At 61.7% G+C, this 16,859-nt stretch carries 14 protein-coding genes; 7 read left to right on the top strand and 7 right to left on the bottom strand.

Translation table 11 applies throughout. The annotated features are described in order from the left end of the window. Positions 1-220 precede the first annotated feature (220 nt). From AACY11_RS18005 to pilG, 6 genes are all read right to left on the bottom strand, one after another. Entirely contained in the window at positions 221-691 is a 471-nt protein-coding gene (locus AACY11_RS18005) for a chemotaxis protein CheW (protein WP_339430336.1), read from the bottom strand. Then, positions 684-6,593 (bottom strand): Hpt domain-containing protein, encoded by a 5,910-nt coding sequence (locus AACY11_RS18010; RefSeq protein WP_339495453.1) that lies wholly within the window; start codon positions 6,591-6,593, stop codon positions 684-686. Before AACY11_RS18010 ends, AACY11_RS18005 begins: the two co-directional genes overlap by 8 nt. An 11-nt stretch (positions 6,594-6,604) precedes the next feature. Then, complete coding sequence (locus AACY11_RS18015) at positions 6,605-8,665, bottom strand: methyl-accepting chemotaxis protein (RefSeq protein ID WP_339430338.1); 2,061 nt, start codon at positions 8,663-8,665, stop codon at positions 6,605-6,607. A gap of 141 nt (positions 8,666-8,806) precedes the next feature. Further along, positions 8,807-9,346, bottom strand: a complete 540-nt coding sequence (locus AACY11_RS18020; protein WP_339430339.1) for a chemotaxis protein CheW — start codon at positions 9,344-9,346, stop codon at positions 8,807-8,809. A 10-nt stretch (positions 9,347-9,356) separates the two neighbouring features. Next, positions 9,357-9,722, bottom strand: coding sequence for a twitching motility response regulator PilH (gene pilH, locus AACY11_RS18025; RefSeq protein ID WP_221732374.1), 366 nt, complete (start codon positions 9,720-9,722; stop codon positions 9,357-9,359). 60 nt (positions 9,723-9,782) lie between these two features. Continuing rightward, positions 9,783-10,187 (bottom strand): twitching motility response regulator PilG, encoded by a 405-nt coding sequence (gene pilG, locus AACY11_RS18030; RefSeq protein ID WP_007913673.1) that lies wholly within the window; start codon positions 10,185-10,187, stop codon positions 9,783-9,785. Between the two features lie 225 nt (positions 10,188-10,412). On the opposite strand from pilG, the gene gshB reads away from it, so the two are divergent. The 7 genes from gshB to AACY11_RS18065 all read left to right on the top strand — a co-directional run bounded on the left by gshB (position 10,413) and on the right by AACY11_RS18065 (position 16,342). Continuing rightward, positions 10,413-11,366, top strand: coding sequence for a glutathione synthase (gene gshB, locus AACY11_RS18035; protein WP_339430340.1), 954 nt, complete (start codon positions 10,413-10,415; stop codon positions 11,364-11,366). A 77-nt stretch (positions 11,367-11,443) separates the two neighbouring features. Beyond that, a complete protein-coding gene (locus tag AACY11_RS18040) occupies positions 11,444-12,343 on the top strand; it encodes an energy transducer TonB (protein WP_339430341.1) in 900 nt (299 codons plus the stop codon). An 86-nt stretch (positions 12,344-12,429) separates the two neighbouring features. Further along, positions 12,430-13,002: a YqgE/AlgH family protein gene (locus tag AACY11_RS18045; RefSeq protein WP_339430342.1), complete on the top strand. Its 573-nt coding sequence runs from the start codon at positions 12,430-12,432 to the stop codon at positions 13,000-13,002. Continuing rightward, positions 13,002-13,439 carry a Holliday junction resolvase RuvX gene (gene ruvX, locus AACY11_RS18050; protein WP_008077844.1) on the top strand — a complete coding sequence of 146 codons (438 nt, stop codon included), beginning with the start codon at positions 13,002-13,004 and terminating at the stop codon, positions 13,437-13,439. The genes AACY11_RS18045 and ruvX overlap by 1 nt, the downstream gene beginning before the upstream one ends. A gap of 97 nt (positions 13,440-13,536) precedes the next feature. Beyond that, complete coding sequence (gene pyrR, locus AACY11_RS18055; RefSeq protein ID WP_339464693.1) at positions 13,537-14,043, top strand: bifunctional pyr operon transcriptional regulator/uracil phosphoribosyltransferase PyrR; 507 nt, start codon at positions 13,537-13,539, stop codon at positions 14,041-14,043. A 26-nt stretch (positions 14,044-14,069) separates the two neighbouring features. Next, on the top strand, positions 14,070-15,074 hold the full coding sequence (locus AACY11_RS18060) for an aspartate carbamoyltransferase catalytic subunit (protein WP_339430344.1): 1,005 nt from the start codon (positions 14,070-14,072) through the stop codon (positions 15,072-15,074). Then, positions 15,071-16,342, top strand: coding sequence for a dihydroorotase (locus AACY11_RS18065; RefSeq protein ID WP_339495454.1), 1,272 nt, complete (start codon positions 15,071-15,073; stop codon positions 16,340-16,342). Before AACY11_RS18060 ends, AACY11_RS18065 begins: the two co-directional genes overlap by 4 nt. A 73-nt stretch (positions 16,343-16,415) precedes the next feature. Here AACY11_RS18065 and AACY11_RS18070 read toward each other — a convergent pair whose 3' ends face one another. Next, the gene (locus AACY11_RS18070; RefSeq protein WP_339430346.1) at positions 16,416-16,850 is read right to left on the bottom strand and encodes a TM2 domain-containing protein; all 435 of its coding nucleotides are present in this window, start codon (positions 16,848-16,850) and stop codon (positions 16,416-16,418) included. Between the last annotated feature and the right edge of the window lie 9 nt (positions 16,851-16,859).

Below are 16,859 nucleotides of genomic sequence, written 5' to 3' on the forward strand. Positions count from 1 at the left end.
TACCCAAGCACTGGTCGCACTAGCCCGCAAGCTTGCCCGGGTGGTATTTGCTCTGTTGAAAAACCAGAGCGAATACTCACCTAAAGCGGTTTAGGGGCTAGGCATGAACCATAGAATCTCCCACAGGAGATCTTCAGAGAACGCAGATTTTGTGTACGACATAAACCTACTGTGCGAGCTTGCTCGCGAAGAGTCCAGTCTGGTCACCGCAAATCTTGGATCAGTCAACGAGACCCGCATCCACCAACAACTTCTCCAACCCCAACAAATCCGGCACCTTCGCCACCTGCTCCCCGACCTGCACCGCCGCCTGCTCCAATTCACACAACGGCACATCGACATAGCTCAACTGGCTATCGAGTTTGTACGAACGCGGTATCCCCTGCACCAGAAGCGCAATGAACTTCAGCTCCGGCAACCCGCCGAGGGCATTGAGAATGACGATCCGCGCCCGTTCGCCGATGACGATTTTCTGCCCGCACGCCGATTCAAAACTCAGCAGCGGGATCTGCCGTTCACGCCAGCTCACTCGCCCCAGATACCACGGTGGCGTATCGAGATCGAACGCGCTGGCCTGGTAGTCGATCAGCTCGGCCACGGCGACGTTGGGCAGGATCAGGTTGCGATCGGCCAGCGGCAGCAGCAGGCCGGTGAGTTGGCTGTTACGCGCATTGTACCGGCGCTCATGCATGTTTCTTGCTCCAGTGGACAATGCTCTCGAGCAGCACCGACTCCTGATACGGCTTGCCGAGGTAGTCATTGACGCCGATGGCCATGGCGCGGTCGCGGTGTTTCTGCCCGGTGCGCGAGGTAATCATGATGATCGGCAGGTGTTGCAGGCGTTCGTCGTGGCGCACTTGGGTGGCGACTTCGAAGCCGTCCATGCGCGGCATTTCGATGTCGAGCAGCATCAGGTCGGGCATGTGTTCTTCCAGCAGCAACATGGCATCGACCCCGTCCTTGGCCGTCAGCACGTTCATGCCGTGACGTTCGAGCAAACGGCTGGTGACCTTGCGCACGGTGACCGAGTCGTCGACCACCATCACCAGCAGCGGCTTGTGCGGTTCGCTGTCGATGTCCGGCAGCGTCGGATGCTGCGCAACGCGCGCCTGCATCGCCCGGATCGGCGCCAGCAAATCAAGAATCAGCACCACCCGGCCATCACCGAGAATGGTTGCGCCAGACACGCCCTGCACTGCCGCAAACTGCGGGCCAAGACTCTTGACCACAATCTCGCGGGTGCCCGCCATGGCGTCGACCTGCACGGCGACGTGACGGTCGTTGCACTGCACCAGCAGCACCGGCAACGGCAGGCTCTGGCCAATCAGTTTGGGGCGCGGCGCGGTTTTCAGCAGCTCGCCCAAATAACACAACTCATAGCGTTGCCCGGCGTATTGGTAGCTCGGCGGATCCTGGCGAAAATGCCCCTCCAGATCATTGGGCAATACCCGAACAATGCCTTCAATGGTGTTCAGCGGTATCGCGTACTGGTCTTCAAAGCACTGCACCATCAGCGCACGATTGACCGACACGGTGAACGGCAGGCGAATGCGAAAATGCACGCCCTGCCCCGGTACCGAATCGATGCTCATGCTGCCGCCCAGTTGCCGGACCTCTTCGTGAACCACATCCATGCCGACACCGCGCCCGGAAATCTGGGTGATTTTTTCGGCGGTGGAAAACCCCGGCTGGAGGATGAATTGCAGCACGTCGCGGTCGCTGATCTCGGCCTGCGCGGCGAGCATGCCGCGCTTGATCGCTTTGCGGCGCACAGCGTCCAGCGGCACCCCGGCGCCGTCGTCGCGGATGTCGAAAATGATGTCGCCGCCCTCGCGGGACAGGTCGAGGCGGATCTGTCCTTGCGCAGGTTTGCCCGCTGCCAACCGTACTTCGGCGGTTTCCAGCCCGTGGTCAACGGCGTTGCGCAGCATGTGTTCCAGCGGTGCGGCCATGCGCTCAAGCACGTTGCGATCCATCTCGCCTTCGGCATTGCCAACGACGAACGCGACATCTTTGTTCAGCTCTTCGGCGACCTGGCGGACGATGCGTTTGAGGCGCGGCAACATCCGTTCGAACGGCACCATGCGCGTGCGCATCAGGCCTTCCTGCAATTCGGTGTTGATCCGCCCTTGCTGCTGCAGCAGGTTTTCGGCGTCCTGATTGCGTCGATCCAGCGTTTCCTTGAGATCGAGCAGGTCGGAGGCGGATTCGAACAGGGCCCGCGACAGTTGCTGCAACTGCGAGTGACGGTCCATTTCCAGCGGATCGAATTCTTCGTAACCGAGGCGTTCGGCGTCCACTTGCTGACGGCTGAGGATACGTCCCTGGGTTTCGGTGTCGAGGCGGCGTAATTGATCGCGCATGCGCTCGATGGTGGTTTCCATCTCGTTGAGCGCCACTTGCGCGTCGTTGACTTGCTGTTCGATGCGGCCCCGGAAAATCGAGGTTTCCCCGGCCAGGTTGACCAGATCGTCGAGCAGTTCGGCGGAGACCTTGACCATGTCCGCACCGGCGTCCGGGGCGGTCGCCGTGGTTTCGGTTTTTACCGGCACAGGCAACAGCGGCGGCGTGTCGAGGCTCGCCGGGTGACTGAAATTCTGGATCGCATTGATCAACCGATCCGCCGGCGGGCACGGTTGCCCGGCGCGCACGGCATCGAGCATTTGCGCCAGTCGGTCATGGCCGCGCTGCACCAGGGCGAACAGCTCGGCCGAGGTTGGCAGCGTGGCCGCCGAGACGCTTTCGTAGAGGTACTCCAGCTCATGAGCGAGGTCGCCGATGGGGCCGATCTCGACCATCCGCGCGCCGCCCTTGAGGGTGTGCAGATCGCGCAGCAGGGTTTCGACTTCCTGGCGATTGCCCGGCTCGGCTTGCCAGCGCAGCAGCGCAGCGCCGGAGTTTTCGATGATGTCGAAACCTTCTTCGAGGAAGATTTCCAGCAGTTCCGGATCGTGCCCGGCGCTGTCGGGATCCACCGTCGGCGGCTGTGTTTCGCCCAGCGTCTGCCCCTGGCGCAGCTTTCGAATGGTTTCAATCAGATCCTGCGCCGGGGTCAGCGGCTGATGGTTTTGCAACTGATCAAGCAACTGAGCCAACCGGTCATGGCTCTTGTGCAGCAAGCGCTCCAAGGCTTGGTTATGGCTGTAGCGCCGATCGAGCAGCCCTTCATAAAGGCTTTCCAGTTCCTGAGCCAGATCGCCGATGGCCTCGACCTCAGCCATCCGCGCACCGCCCTTGAGGGTGTGCAGATCGCGTTGCAGGGACGACAGCGGCGCGGTGTTGTCAGGGTCTTTCAACCAGCGCTGCAAGGCCTGGCCGGAACTGTCGAGAATGTCCACCGCCTCTTCGAGGAAGATCTCGACAATCTCGTCAGCCGGCGCAGCAGACGCAGCGGTTTGTGACAGTTCGGCCGTCGCCGCACCCAGCTCGCGGATGCTCAGGCTGCGGCTGCCATCGCTGCGGATCAAGCCCATGGACGACGGGTCAAGACTCTCATCGAGCAGGTCATGCAAGGCACGAATCCGCTCAGGCTGCGGCGTGACTTCCTGACCGGCGGCCAGTTCGTCGAGCATGTTGATCAGCGCTTCGTGGGCGTTCTGCGCTTCCTGAAAAAACCTGTCGCTGACCGCCAGGCTGCTTTCTTCGACGGCCCCATAAAGGTCGAGCAAGGCTTCGCACAAGACGTCGACCGGCAGCAGATCCGCCAGGTGCGCACCTTCGCCGAGGGTGGTCAGTTCGTCCAGCAACGCGCTGAGTTCCTGACGTTCGCCGGGGTGCTGCTGCCAGCGCTGCAAGAGGCTTTCGGCGTCGAGCAGGATGTCCATGCCCTGGGCGAGGAAATTGTTGATCAGTTGCGGGTCGCGCTTGACGCGCAGGCCGGTGTTCAGCGCATTGAGGATCGATTCCAGACGTTCGGCGAGCAGTGTTTCCGTGCGTTTGATCAGCGACTGAGCACCGACAATCGGTGCCAGCGGATCGTGCTTGAGCTGACGCAGGCCGACCCGAAACAGACCTTCGGCTTCAAGCAGCAATTCCACCTCATCAAGGTCCAGCGCCAGTTGATGGGCCTTGAATTCGCGAGCGAGTTTATCGAGCGGGGCGGCCAGTTCGGCAATCGGCGAGACCCCGGCCATCGATGCACTGCCCTTGAGGGTGTGCAACGCACGTTGCAACTCGTCGCTGGCTTGCAGCGGCACGTGTTCGGCGGCTTGATCGAGGAAACGATTGAGGCTGACGAGATGGTTTTCGGCCTCGTTGCGAAAGATCTCCAGCAACAAGGGGTCGAGTGCCGCGACGTCATCGGTGTCTTCGGCGGCCAGCGGTTCGTCCCCCTTGGCCAGGGCGTGGGCGCGGGCGGCGAGTTGATCGACATCGCTGCGCTGGCGTTGACGGTGGGTGGCGAACTCGCTGATCAGTTCCGGCAGCAATAGCACGGTGTCGCCCAGCAGTTGCTGCACCACCGAACCGGGTTCGACGCTTTGTTCCAGCACGCGATTGAGCAGGTTTTCCACCGCCCACGCCAGTTCCCCAAGGATCAACGCACGCACCATCCGCCCGCTGCCCTTGAGGGTATGGAAGGCACGGCGCAGTTCGCTCAGCGCGGCGCGATCCTGCGGATGGGCCGTCCAGCGCGGTAAGTACTCGTGGAGGACTTCAAGGACTTCGTCGGTCTCTTCGAGGAACACTTCGCGCAGTTCATCGTCGACCGGTTCTTCATCCGCCGGCGGCGGCATCAGGCTGCCGGGGGTGATCAGTGCCGGCGGGTTGACCGCCGACACCGGGCTGGCCAGCACATCCGCCAGCGACTGGACGATGTGCGGGTCGTCGAGCGCCTGCATGTCTTGCATCACCAGCGCTTCGCTGGGGCTGAGCACATCCTCGAGCACCGGCACATGCTGTTCGTCGGGCTGCTCGTCGGGAAAGAAACCGAGGCTGGCGAGGGACTTTTGCGCGACGTCCAGCAGTTGCTCGCTCGGCGCCAGTGGGTCATCGCTCAAACGCTCAAGGTAATACTCAAGACTGGTGATGACGTCGGCGAGGTTGTCCAGTTGCTGCCAGCCTGGTTCGTGCGAATCAAGTAGCAGGTGTTCGCGGATGAAACCATTGCAGGCCTCGACCAGTTTGGCCGCGCGACCGAGCGCAATCACCGCCAGCGCACCGCGCACCTGGGTCAGCAGCGCCGGCAGCGGCAGCAGATGCTGGCGATCCCAGTCGGCGTCGATGTAGTCGACGATCATGTCCTTGGCCTGTTGCAGGCAGATGCGCGCTTCCTTGATCACGATCTGGTGGATCTGCGTCAGGTCGGTGGTCGGCAGGCGCGAATCTTCCGGGCTTTGCGGCTCGACCGTGCCAACCATGCCGGCCAGCGTGGCTTCGACATACAGCAGCGCCCCGGCGACGTCCATCAGGATGGCGTCGTTCGGCTCGCGCTGGCCTTGAGCGAGGCTGAGCACCACCGCCAGTTGATCGATGATGACTTTGCGCGGCTGGCCGAAACCGAGCACCGCGAGGGTGTCGGCGATCTGCCGCAGCGGCGCCAGAAGCGTCTCCAGATCCGAGATGTGCTGACGGTCGCTGCGCACGAACAGGTCCAGGCGCTCCTTGACCCGCACCAGCTCTTCACACAACGCCGCCAGCACCGAGCGCATCGCGTCGCGGTCGGGGCCGGCCAGGCGCGTGCGCTCTTCGTCGACCATCGCGCTGTCGGGCAACGCGTCGTCCAGGGAGTAGTGATCTTTCATGGTCAGCATCTGCCCGGTGGGATGTTCGGCTTTGGCAATATAGAACAACAGGCTTTTGAGCAGCTCCGGCGGTGGCGGCTGATTGAGGCCGGCCATGCCCTGTTCGAGCAGACGTTTGAGTTCCTTGTCAGCGTCCTTGAGCAGGCTGCGCAGCGCCGGGCTGTTGGCGATCTCGCCTTGGCGCATGCCTTCGACCAAGGCTGATGCCACCTGCCACAAGGGGCTCAACGGTGCATCGCCGCTCAAGGCTTCGAGGCGGGTGAAGACCTTCGCCAGATAATCGAGGTGCGTCTGATCGTCCTGCTCGCGCAGCAAACCGACCAAGGCCATTTGCAGCATCTGGCGCCATTTGCGCAGCATGTTTGGCAGTTCTGCCGGCGCCAGCAATGCCAGCGCTTGTGCGTTCAGGGGCGGCAGTTCGGGCAGTTGTGGGCTGAACAGGCTGGTTTCCGAGAGCAGGCTCTCGCCCCGGGCACTGCGCAAATCGTTGAGCAGCGGCAGCACCACCAACGGCAGATCGCGCCGAGCGTTCTGCACGCGATCAAGGTAGATCGGCAATTGCCCAAGGGCTTGCAGCAACAGGTGCAGGGCTTCGTCGCGATGACTGACGCGCTCGTGTTGCAGGGCTTCGACCAGTTGCTCCATTTCTTCGGCCAGCAGTGCCGCGCCATAGAACTCGACCATTTGCAGGCTGCCGTGGACCTGATGGATGTAATCCAGGCACTCGTCCAGCCCAGGCGTCGCCTGCGGATCATCGAGCACGGTTTCAATGGCCCGATGCGCCTGTTTCAGCGTTTCGGCAATTTCGCCTTTGACCCACTCGAGGGCCACATAGTCGTGGCGATCACCCATGGCAGCTCCAATCACACTTTATCCGTCGCCGACGCGGAGGCCGCCGGCAAGGTGAAGCCGGACACCGAGCGGCGCAACTGACTGGCCATTTTTGCCAGGTTGCCGATGCTCTCGGCGGTGGCCGTGGAACCGGACGACGTCTGCGAGGTGATCTGCTGGATCACGTTCATCGTCAGCGAGATCTGCCCAGCCGACGACGTCTGCTGCTGCGCCGCATTGGAGATGCTCTGAATCAGCGCCGCGAGCGTCTTGGACACGCCTTCGATTTCTTCCAGGGCCACACCGGCATCCTGCGCCAGCCGTGCGCCGCGCACCACTTCGGTGGTGGTCTGCTCCATCGAGATCACCGCTTCGTTGGTGTCCGTCTGGATCGCCCGCACCAGGGTTTCGATTTGCCGGGTGGCGGCGGACGAGCGCTCGGCCAGCCGCTGCACTTCGTCGGCCACCACGGCAAAACCGCGTCCGGCATCACCGGCCATCGACGCCTGAATCGCGGCGTTGAGGGCCAGAATGTTGGTCTGGTCGGCAATGTCGTCGATCAGGCTGACGATATCGCCGATTTCTTGGGAAGACTCACCCAAGCGTTTGATGCGTTTGGCGGTGTCTTGAATCTGCTCGCGAATGTTGTCCATGCCGTGGATGGTGTTGTGCACCACCTCGTTGCCCTTGTTGGCGATCTCTACCGAGCGCTCGGCCACCGCCGAGGATTCAGCGGCGTTGGCCGAGACCTGATCGATGGACTCGGCCATGTCGCTGATCGCGCTCGAGGCTTCGGAAATCTGCTGGGCCTGATGCTCGGAGGCCTGCGCCAAATGCATGGCGGTGGCCTGGGTTTCCTGCACTGCAGCGGCGACCTGGCCGGCGGTGAGGTTGATGGTGGCGACCAGATCGCGCAGTTGGTCGACGGAATAGTTGATCGAGTCGGCGATGGTCCCGGTGAAGTCTTCGGTGACCGAGGCGGTCACGGTCAGGTCGCCGTCGGCGAGGTCTTCGATTTCGTCGAGCAGACGCATGATCGCGTTCTGGTTGCGCTCGTTTTTCTCGGCAGTCTCGCGCAGTTGGCGATTGGTTTCCCGCACCATCACCAGGCCTATAAGGATGATCGAGGCCAGCGCCAGCAAGCCCAGCACGTAGCCACCGATGGTGTCGGTGTTGCGCCCGCCCGCCAGGTTTTCGAAACCGTTGGCCAGGTGCGAAGCTTCGTCGAGCAGGGTTTGCGACAGGTTGAAGATGTTGCTGGCCGACTCGCGAACCTTGAACAGCTCCGGCGAGGTTTCGAGGATTTCATCCACGGAGCCGGAGACGAACTGGAACAGCTCGGAAATATCACTCAAGCGCGCACGAGCGTCGCGGTCTTCGACCTGGCTGATTTTCAGCGTCGGGTTGCCCTGAAGCATGCCGTTGAGTACCTGGCCGAAACGGGTGGCGTCGCGGCCAAAGGCGTCGGCGGCTTGTTGGGAGTTTTCATCACCGGCCAGCACCGTGTTGACCGCGCCGAGGATGCGTTCGGCCAGCAGCGATTGGCGCTGAGCCATCGCCACTTGGGCGGCCGGAGCGCCGCGCTGAAGGAGAATCTCGACGACTTTTTCGTATTCGATCTGCAACTGCGGCACGGTTTCGGCCAGGGTCGCGGCGACCTGATGCAGGGACAGTACGGTCTGTTCGCTGGAGAGGATGGCGTCGGTGTTTTTCAGCAGGCGCTCCCAGTCCAGTTGCACGGCGCGCATTTCCGGGCGCACGGTAGACGGCGCGGCTGGCAGGCCGGTGGCCGGGTCACCCTTTTTCAGATACCCCCAACGCTGGGCGAAATCATTGCGCGCATCACTGAGCAACTTGAACGCAGCCGCTTTGCCGGCAGCGGCTTCGGTGGCGTTCTTGGCGATGCGTTGCGAGAGCACGCGCAGTTCCCCGGCGTGGCCGATGTACTGTTTGTCGTGGTTCGCCTGGGTGTTGAGGTAGGCGAAGTTGGCGAACAGCAGCATGATGAACACGATCAGTGCGATGAACAGCACGACGATCTGCGAGCGACTGCGCGATCCTTCCGCCGACTTGCCTGTGTTTGCTTTTGTCATCGGTCCTCGCCTATGAAACCTGCCGCATTCAATGTGGCAGCGGGCTTGCTCGCGAATGCGGTGGGTCAGCCAGCATCGAATTGAATGTCAGACCGTATTTGCGAGCAAGCCCGCTCCCACATGGGATTTGTGGTGTTTCGACTAAATTGCGACGCTCATGAACACCGGGGATTGTGCCAGCGCAAACAGGCTGAACACCCGCCAGTTCTGCTCACGGCGGAAATACCCTTTGACGAACTCGGCCTTGGAACCCTGCCGTTTACTGATCGAAATGGGCTCGAAGCTGTCCTGATCGAAGTGCTGCAAGCCAAAGACTTCATCGACCATCAGCCCGGCAAACACCTCGCCATGCTCCACCACCAATACCCGCCGCTGTTTACGCAGTGGCGACAGTTCATGACCGAAAAAACCGCACAGATCCATGATCGGCAGCAACCGCCCACGCAGGTTAGCGACTCCCTTGACCCACGGTTTGACCCCGGGCAACTGAGTGAAACGCGGTTCATGCAGCACTTCGCTGACTTCGCCCATCGGCGCCACATACCAGTGCTCGCCGAGGCGAAAGCCGATGCCGCTCCAGCGATCCTGGCGCGCCGGTTGCGACGGCAGGTCCGCCGCCAGCAAGCGGCAGCGCTGGTCGATCTGCCAGAGCAGTTCGAACGCGGTCAGCGATTCGCTCATGGTTGCGCGATCAGCCTTTGAGTACGTTGTTCAGGGTTTTGATCAGGGTCTCTTCGTCGACCGGTTTGGTCAGGTAGTCCCTGGCGCCCTGACGAGTGCCCCAGACCTTGTCGGTTTCCTGATCCTTGGTGGTGATGATGATCACCGGGATGTGGCTGGTATCGGCGTCCTTGGTCAACTGACGGGTCGCCTGAAAGCCATTGAGGCCGGGCATGACGATGTCCATCAGTACCGCGTCAGGTTTTTCCTGACGGGCCAGCGCGACACCGTCGGCGCCGTTCTCGGCTTTCAGCACTTCGTGGCCGTGCTTTTCCAGCATGCCGGTCAGTTTGTACATTTCAGTCGGCGAATCATCGACGATCAGGATACGTGCCATGGTTTTCCCCATTTTTCTTGTCGACATCCGGCCCGCTGGCCGAGCGTCACTGTGCGTGTCTTACTGCGGCAAAACAGCGGCGAAGCCCGGAACATGGGCCTGAATCGCGTTGAGCAGTTCTTCCTTGCTGAAAGGCTTGGTCAAAAATTGATCAGAGCCGACAATCCGGCCCTTGGCCTTGTCGAACAACCCGTCCCTGGACGACAGCATGATCACCGGCGTTGCCTTGAACGCGCTGTTGTTCTTGATTAAAGCGCAGGTCTGATAACCATCCAGACGCGGCATCATGATGTCGACAAAAATGATTCCGGGATGGTTGTCGGCGATCTTCGCCAACGCGTCGAAACCGTCAATCGCCGTGATCACTTCGCAGCCGACATTTTTCAACAATGTTTCGGCGGTGCGACGAATCGTTTTGGAGTCGTCGATCACCATGACCTTCAAGGCGCTGGACTGCTGTTCCATAAGGGGGCTCTACCGTCGCCTTTGCGAATCAAATTGTCCGTTTTGTGATGACTGATGGCCGGAAACCCTTGATGTTCAAGGGCCAGCACGGCATGGCAGCCTTTTTAGCACAGTCTCCAGATGCAATCTATCGACGGGTTTTTCCTTGACCGAAAACCCGCTCGGAGCCACTCTGGCGGCACTTTTTCAATACCGATCCGGTAGCCAATTTTCGAGGAAAACCCAATGAGCGTTCGCGTCGGGATTGTCATGGACCCTATCGCCAGCATCTCCTATAAAAAGGATAGCTCGCTGGCCATGCTGCTGGCCGCGCAGAAGCGTGGCTGGGAGCTGTTCTATATGGAGCAGCGCGACCTGTATCAGGCCGAAGGTCAGGCGCGGGCGCGGATGCGCCCACTGAAAGTCTTCGCCAACCCGGAAAAATGGTTCGAACTGGACGCCGAGCAGGACAACCTGCTGAGCGATCTGAACGTGATCCTGATGCGCAAGGATCCACCCTTCGACATGGAGTTCGTCTACTCCACTTATCTGCTCGAACAAGCCGAAACCGCGGGCGTGCTGGTGGTGAACAAGCCGCAGAGCCTGCGCGACTGCAATGAAAAGCTGTTCGCCACGCTGTTCCCGCAGTGCACGCCACCGACCGTGGTCAGCCGCCGCGCGGATGTGTTGCGTGAATTCGCCGCCAAACACGGCGATGTGATCCTCAAGCCGCTGGACGGCATGGGTGGCACCTCGATCTTCCGCCACCGTGCGGGCGATCCGAACCTCTCGGTGATTCTGGAAACCCTGACCGCTCTCGGCGGCCAGCAGATCATGGGTCAGGCTTACCTGCCAGCCATCAAGGACGGCGACAAACGCATTCTGATGATCGACGGCGAGCCGGTGGATTACTGCCTGGCGCGGATTCCGGCGCAGGGCGAAACCCGTGGCAACCTCGCGGCCGGTGGCCGTGGTGAAGCGCGGCCGCTGACCGACAAGGATCGCTGGATCGCCGCTCAGGTCGGCCCGACCTTGCGCGAGAAAGGCCTGCTGTTCGTCGGCCTGGACGTGATCGGCGAGCACCTGACCGAGATCAACGTCACCAGCCCGACCTGCATCCGTGAAATCGATAACGCGTTTGGCACCGACATTGGTGGCCTGTTGATGGATGCCATCGATCAGAAGCTTCAAGCTCGTTGAGATAGAACAACCAAGATGCGACCAACATTGCGTTATCATGCCCCGCCTCTGAAAAACGCGATGTTGGTTTCCTTGTCATGACCCTCCCGTCCGATCTGCCCACTGAACTCGCCCATCGCGGCGTGCGCCCGGCCGATCGCCTCGGATTTACCCTGTTTCTCGCGGCGCTGATTCATTTGGCGCTGCTGCTTGGCGTCGGCTTCACGATGGTCGAGCCCAAGCAGATCAGCAAAACCCTGGAAATCACCCTCGCCACCTTCAAGAGCGAAAAGAAGCCCGAGAAAGCTGACTTTCTGGCGCAGGAACATCAGGAAGGCAGCGGCACCCTCGACAAGAAGGCGATCCCCAAGACCACCGAAGTCGCGCCGTTCCAGGACAATCAGGTCAAAAAAGTCACCCCGCCACCGGCCGCCAAACCGCAAGTACAGGAAGCCGCGCCGAAGGCTGCCGTGACCACGGTCGCGCCAAAGCCGAAAAAAGCGCCAACCAAGAAAGAAGAACCCAAAACCAAAGTCAAACCGACCGTCGACGCGCCGGAGTTCGACAGCTCCCAGTTGTCCAGCGACATCGCCAGCCTCGAAGCGGAACTGGCCAAGGAACAACAACTCTACGCCAAACGCCCGCGCATCCACCGTTTGAGCGCCGCATCGACCATGCGCGACAAGGGCGCCTGGTACAAAGACGACTGGCGCAAGAAGGTCGAGCGCATCGGCAACCTCAATTACCCCGACGAAGCGCGGCGCAAACAGATCTACGGTAATTTGCGCCTGTTGGTCTCGATCAACCGCGACGGTTCGCTGTATGAAGTGCTGGTGCTGGAATCGTCCGGCCATCCGCTGCTGGATCAGGCGGCACAGCGCATCGTCCGGCTGGCGGCGCCGTTTGCACCGTTTACCGGCGATCTGTCGGATATCGACCGACTGGAAATCATCCGCACCTGGAAATTCGCCCGGGGTGACAAACTCTCGAGCAACTGAACACACCGCAAATCCCCTGTGGGAACTGTGTTGCTGCCAGCATCCCCAGCTTGTCAGTTCGCCCCTTGAACGCCACACTAGCGCACATGAAAAACGTCAGCCCCAGCTACCTCAAGCACCAATTCCTGATCGCCATGCCGCACATGGCCGACCCGAACTTTGCCCACACCTTGACCTACATCGTCGAGCACACGGCCAATGGCGCCATGGGCATCGTGGTCAACAGGCCGCAAGAGCTGAATCTGGCAGACATCCTTGAGCAATTGCGCCCGGAAATCGACCCGCCCGGCCTCTGCCAGCATGTGCCGATCTTCATCGGCGGCCCGGTGCAGACCGATCGTGGTTTCGTTCTGCACCCGGCGGGCAAGACGTTCCAGGCCACCGCCCAGCTCGACGGCGACCTGGCCCTGTCCACCTCGCAGGACGTGCTGTTCGCCATTGCTGACGGCGTGGGCCCGGCGAAAAGCCTGATCGCCCTCGGCTACGCCGGTTGGGAAGCCGGGCAGCTGGAGGCCGAAATGGCCGACAACGCCTGGCTGAACTGCCCGTACAATGCCGACATCCTGTTCAACACCACCAGCGAATTACGCCTTGAAGCGGCGGCCAGGCACTTGGGGATCAACCTCAACCTGCTGACCAGCCAGGCAGGTCACGCCTGATGGCCCTGCGCTTGATTCTCGGCTTTGACTACGGCACCAAACAGATCGGCGTTGCCGTCGGCCAGGTGATCACCGGCCAGGCCCGCGAACTCTGCACCTTGAAAGCGCAGAACGGCGTGCCCGACTGGAACCAGGTCGAGGCCCTTATAAAGGAATGGAAACCCGACGCCGTGGTGGTCGGTTTGCCGCTGAACATGGACGGCACGCCGAGCGAGATGTGCCTGCGCGCCGAGAAATTCGCCCGCCGCCTCAACGGCCGCTTCAATGTGCCCTTCTATACCCACGACGAACGCCTGACCACGTTCGAGGCCAAGGGCGAGCGTCTGGTACGTGGCGGACAAAAGGGCAGCTACCGCGACAACCCGGTGGACGCCATCGCCGCCGCCCTGCTGTTGCAAGGCTGGCTCGATGAAAACACTGCATTGTTCGAATCCTGACTGCATTTAATTCTGCAAAGCGCTACGGCGCTTTTCTTTTGGCCAAACGCCCAGCCACGTCCGGTAGGACACGGCTCGGGTTGAAGAAGGAGCAACCATGAGCCTGCCCAATCCCGCCGATCTGATCAGTCAGATGGCGACCCGCCTCAAGGCGCACCTTGCACAGCGTGATATCAGCGAACCGCGTTACATCGGCATCCGCACCGGCGGCATCTGGGTCGCGCAGGCTCTGCTCAAGGAACTGGGCAGCGACGCACCACTGGGCACGCTGGATGTCTCCTTCTACCGCGACGACTTCAGCCAGAACGGCCTGCACCCGCAAGTGCGTCCGTCCGCCCTGCCCTTCGAAATCGAAGGCCAGCATCTGGTATTGATCGACGACGTGCTGATGAGCGGACGCACCATCCGCGCCGCCCTGAACGAACTGTTCGACTATGGCCGCCCGGCCAGCGTGACCCTGGTGTGCATGCTCGATCTGGACGCTGGCGAGCTGCCGATCCGCCCGAACGTGGTCGGCGCAACGCTGTCGCTGGCCGCCCACGAGCGCGTAAAGCTGTCCGGCCCCGAGCCGTTGACGCTCGAACTGCAAGACCTGAATCCTTAATCCGCCCTATTGAGAGTACCCTCGCGATGACGCCTCTAGATACCAAGCGCCCGCTGCAGCTCAATGATCAGGGCCAGCTGCGCCACTTCCTCTCGCTCGATGGCCTGCGCCGCGAGTTGCTGACGGAAATCCTCGACACCGCCGACTCGTTCCTTGAAGTCGGTGCCCGCGCAGTGAAGAAAGTTCCGTTGCTGCGCGGCAAGACCGTGTGCAACGTGTTCTTCGAAAACTCCACCCGCACCCGCACCACCTTCGAAATGGCAGCCCAGCGGCTGTCAGCGGACGTGATCACCCTGAACGTGTCGACGTCGTCGGCCAGTAAAGGTGAAACCCTGCTCGACACCCTGCGCAACCTCGAAGCCATGGCCGCCGACATGTTCGTCGTGCGCCACGGCGACTCCGGCGCCGCGCACTTCATCGCCGAGCATGTCTGCCCGCAAGTGGCGATCATCAACGGCGGCGACGGCCGTCACGCGCACCCGACGCAAGGCATGCTCGACATGCTCACCATCCGTCGGCACAAGGGCGGCTTCGAAAACCTCTCGGTGGCCATCGTCGGCGACATCCTGCACTCGCGGGTGGCGCGTTCGAACATGCTCGCCCTCAAGACCCTCGGCTGCCCGGACATCCGCGTGATCGCGCCCAAAACCCTGCTGCCGATCGGCATCGAGCAGTACGGCGTGAAGGTGTACACCGACATGACTGAAGGCCTTAAGGACGTTGACGTGGTGATCATGCTGCGCCTGCAACGTGAACGCATGTCCGGCGGCCTGCTGCCGAGCGAAGGCGAGTTCTATCGCCTGTTCGGCCTGACCACTGCACGTCTGGCCGGGGCCAAACCCGATTGCATCGTCATGCACCCGGGGCCGATCAACCGTGGGGTGGAGATCGAGTCGGCGGTGGCCGACGGCCCGCACTCGGTGATCCTCAACCAGGTGACCTACGGCATCGCGGTGCGTATGGCTGTGCTGTCGATGGCCATGAGCGGACAGACTGCGCAACGTCAATTCGAGCAGGAGAACGCCCAGTGAAGCTCAGCATTCTCGGCGCCCGCGTCATCGATCCAAGCAGTGGCCTGGATCAAATCACCGATATTCACGTTCAAGCCTGCAAGATCGTCGCCCTGGGCGCGGCGCCGGCCGGTTTCAACGCTGTCGAAACCATCGACGCCACAGGCCTTGTGGCCGCTCCGGGCCTGGTCGACTTGAACGTCGCCCTGCGCGAGCCGGGTTACAGCCGCAAAGGCAGCATCGCCAGCGAAACCCGCGCGGCGGCGGCCGGTGGCGTGACCAGCCTGTGCTGCCCGCCGAAAACCAAACCGGTGCTCGACACCTCTGCCGTGGCCGAGCTGATTCTCGACCGCGCCCGCGAGGCCGGCAACACCAAGGTCTTCCCGATTGGCGCGCTGAGCAAAGGCCTGGACGGCGAACAACTGGCCGAACTGATCGCCCTGCGTGACGCCGGTTGCGTCGCATTCGGCAATGGTCTGGAGAGTTTCCGCAACACCCGTACCCTGTGCCGGGCGCTGGAGTACGCCGCCACCTTCGACCTGACGGTGATCTTCAACTCGCAGGATCACGATCTGGCCGACGGGGGGCTGGCCCACGAAGGCCCAACCGCCAGCTTCCTTGGCCTGCCGGGCATTCCGGAAACCGCTGAAACCGTGGCCTTGGCCCGGGACCTGCTGCTGGTCGAGCAAACCGGGGTGCGCGCGCACTTCAGCCAGTTGACCAGCGCTCGCGGCGTCGCGCTGATCGCTCAGGCGCAGGCCCGTGGTTTGAAAGTGACGGCAGACGTGGCGTTGTATCAGTTGATTCTGACCGACGAAGCGCTGATCGACTTCAGCAGCCTCTATCACGTCCAGCCGCCGCTGCGCACCCGCGCCGACCGCGACGGCCTGCGTGAAGCCGTGAAGTCGGGTGTGGTGTCGGCGATTTCCAGCCATCACCAGCCCCACGAGCATGACGCCAAACTGGCACCGTTCGGCGCGACCGAGCCGGGCATCAGCAGTGTTGAATTGCTGCTGCCTCTGGCGATGACGCTGGTTGAGGATGGCTTGCTCGATCTACCGACCCTGCTGGCACGCTTGAGCGCAGGCCCAGCGCAGGCGCTGCGCCTGCCAGCGGGCAAACTGGCGGTCGGCGGTGCGGCGGATATCGTGCTGTTCGATCCGAAAGCCTCGACCGTGGCCGGCGAAGGCTGGCTGTCGAAGGGCGAGAACTGCCCGTTCCTCGGTCACAGCTTGCCGGGTGTGGTTCGCTATACCTTGGTGGACGGACGGATCAGCCACCAGGCTTGATACCGGGCTGGCTCCCACACTGGATTGGTGTCGATCACAAATCCAGTGTGGGAGCGGTCTTGCTCGCGAAGGCTTACTGGAAGGCGCCGCGATTTTCGGCGTTACGCAGCGACACCTGATCATTGAGCGTCCAGAAGTCATACAGCACACCCACAAAGAACAACCCACCGGTCAGCAGGTACAGCAAGCCGCTGATCCACTTGCCCTGGTACATCCGGTGCACACCGAGCACGCCAAGGAACGTCAGCAGAATCCACGCCACGTTGTATTCGATCGGCCCTGCGGCAAATCGCAGATCCGCTTCGCGGTCCATCGCCGGGATCAGAAACACGTCGATCAGCCAGCCGATCCCTAACAAACCGAAGGTGAAAAACCAGATCGTCCCGGTCACCGGTTTGCCGTAATAAAAGCGGTGAGCGCCGGTAAAACCGAAAATCCACAGCAGGTAGCCGATCACTTTGCTGTGGGTGTCTTTTTCCTTCACACGGGGTAACCGATAGCTGTTCATGAAGACCTC

The sequence above is a fragment of the Pseudomonas sp. RA_105y_Pfl2_P56 genome (genome assembly GCF_963970845.1).
Classification (GTDB): Bacteria; Pseudomonadota; Gammaproteobacteria; order Pseudomonadales; family Pseudomonadaceae; genus Aquipseudomonas; species Aquipseudomonas baetica_A.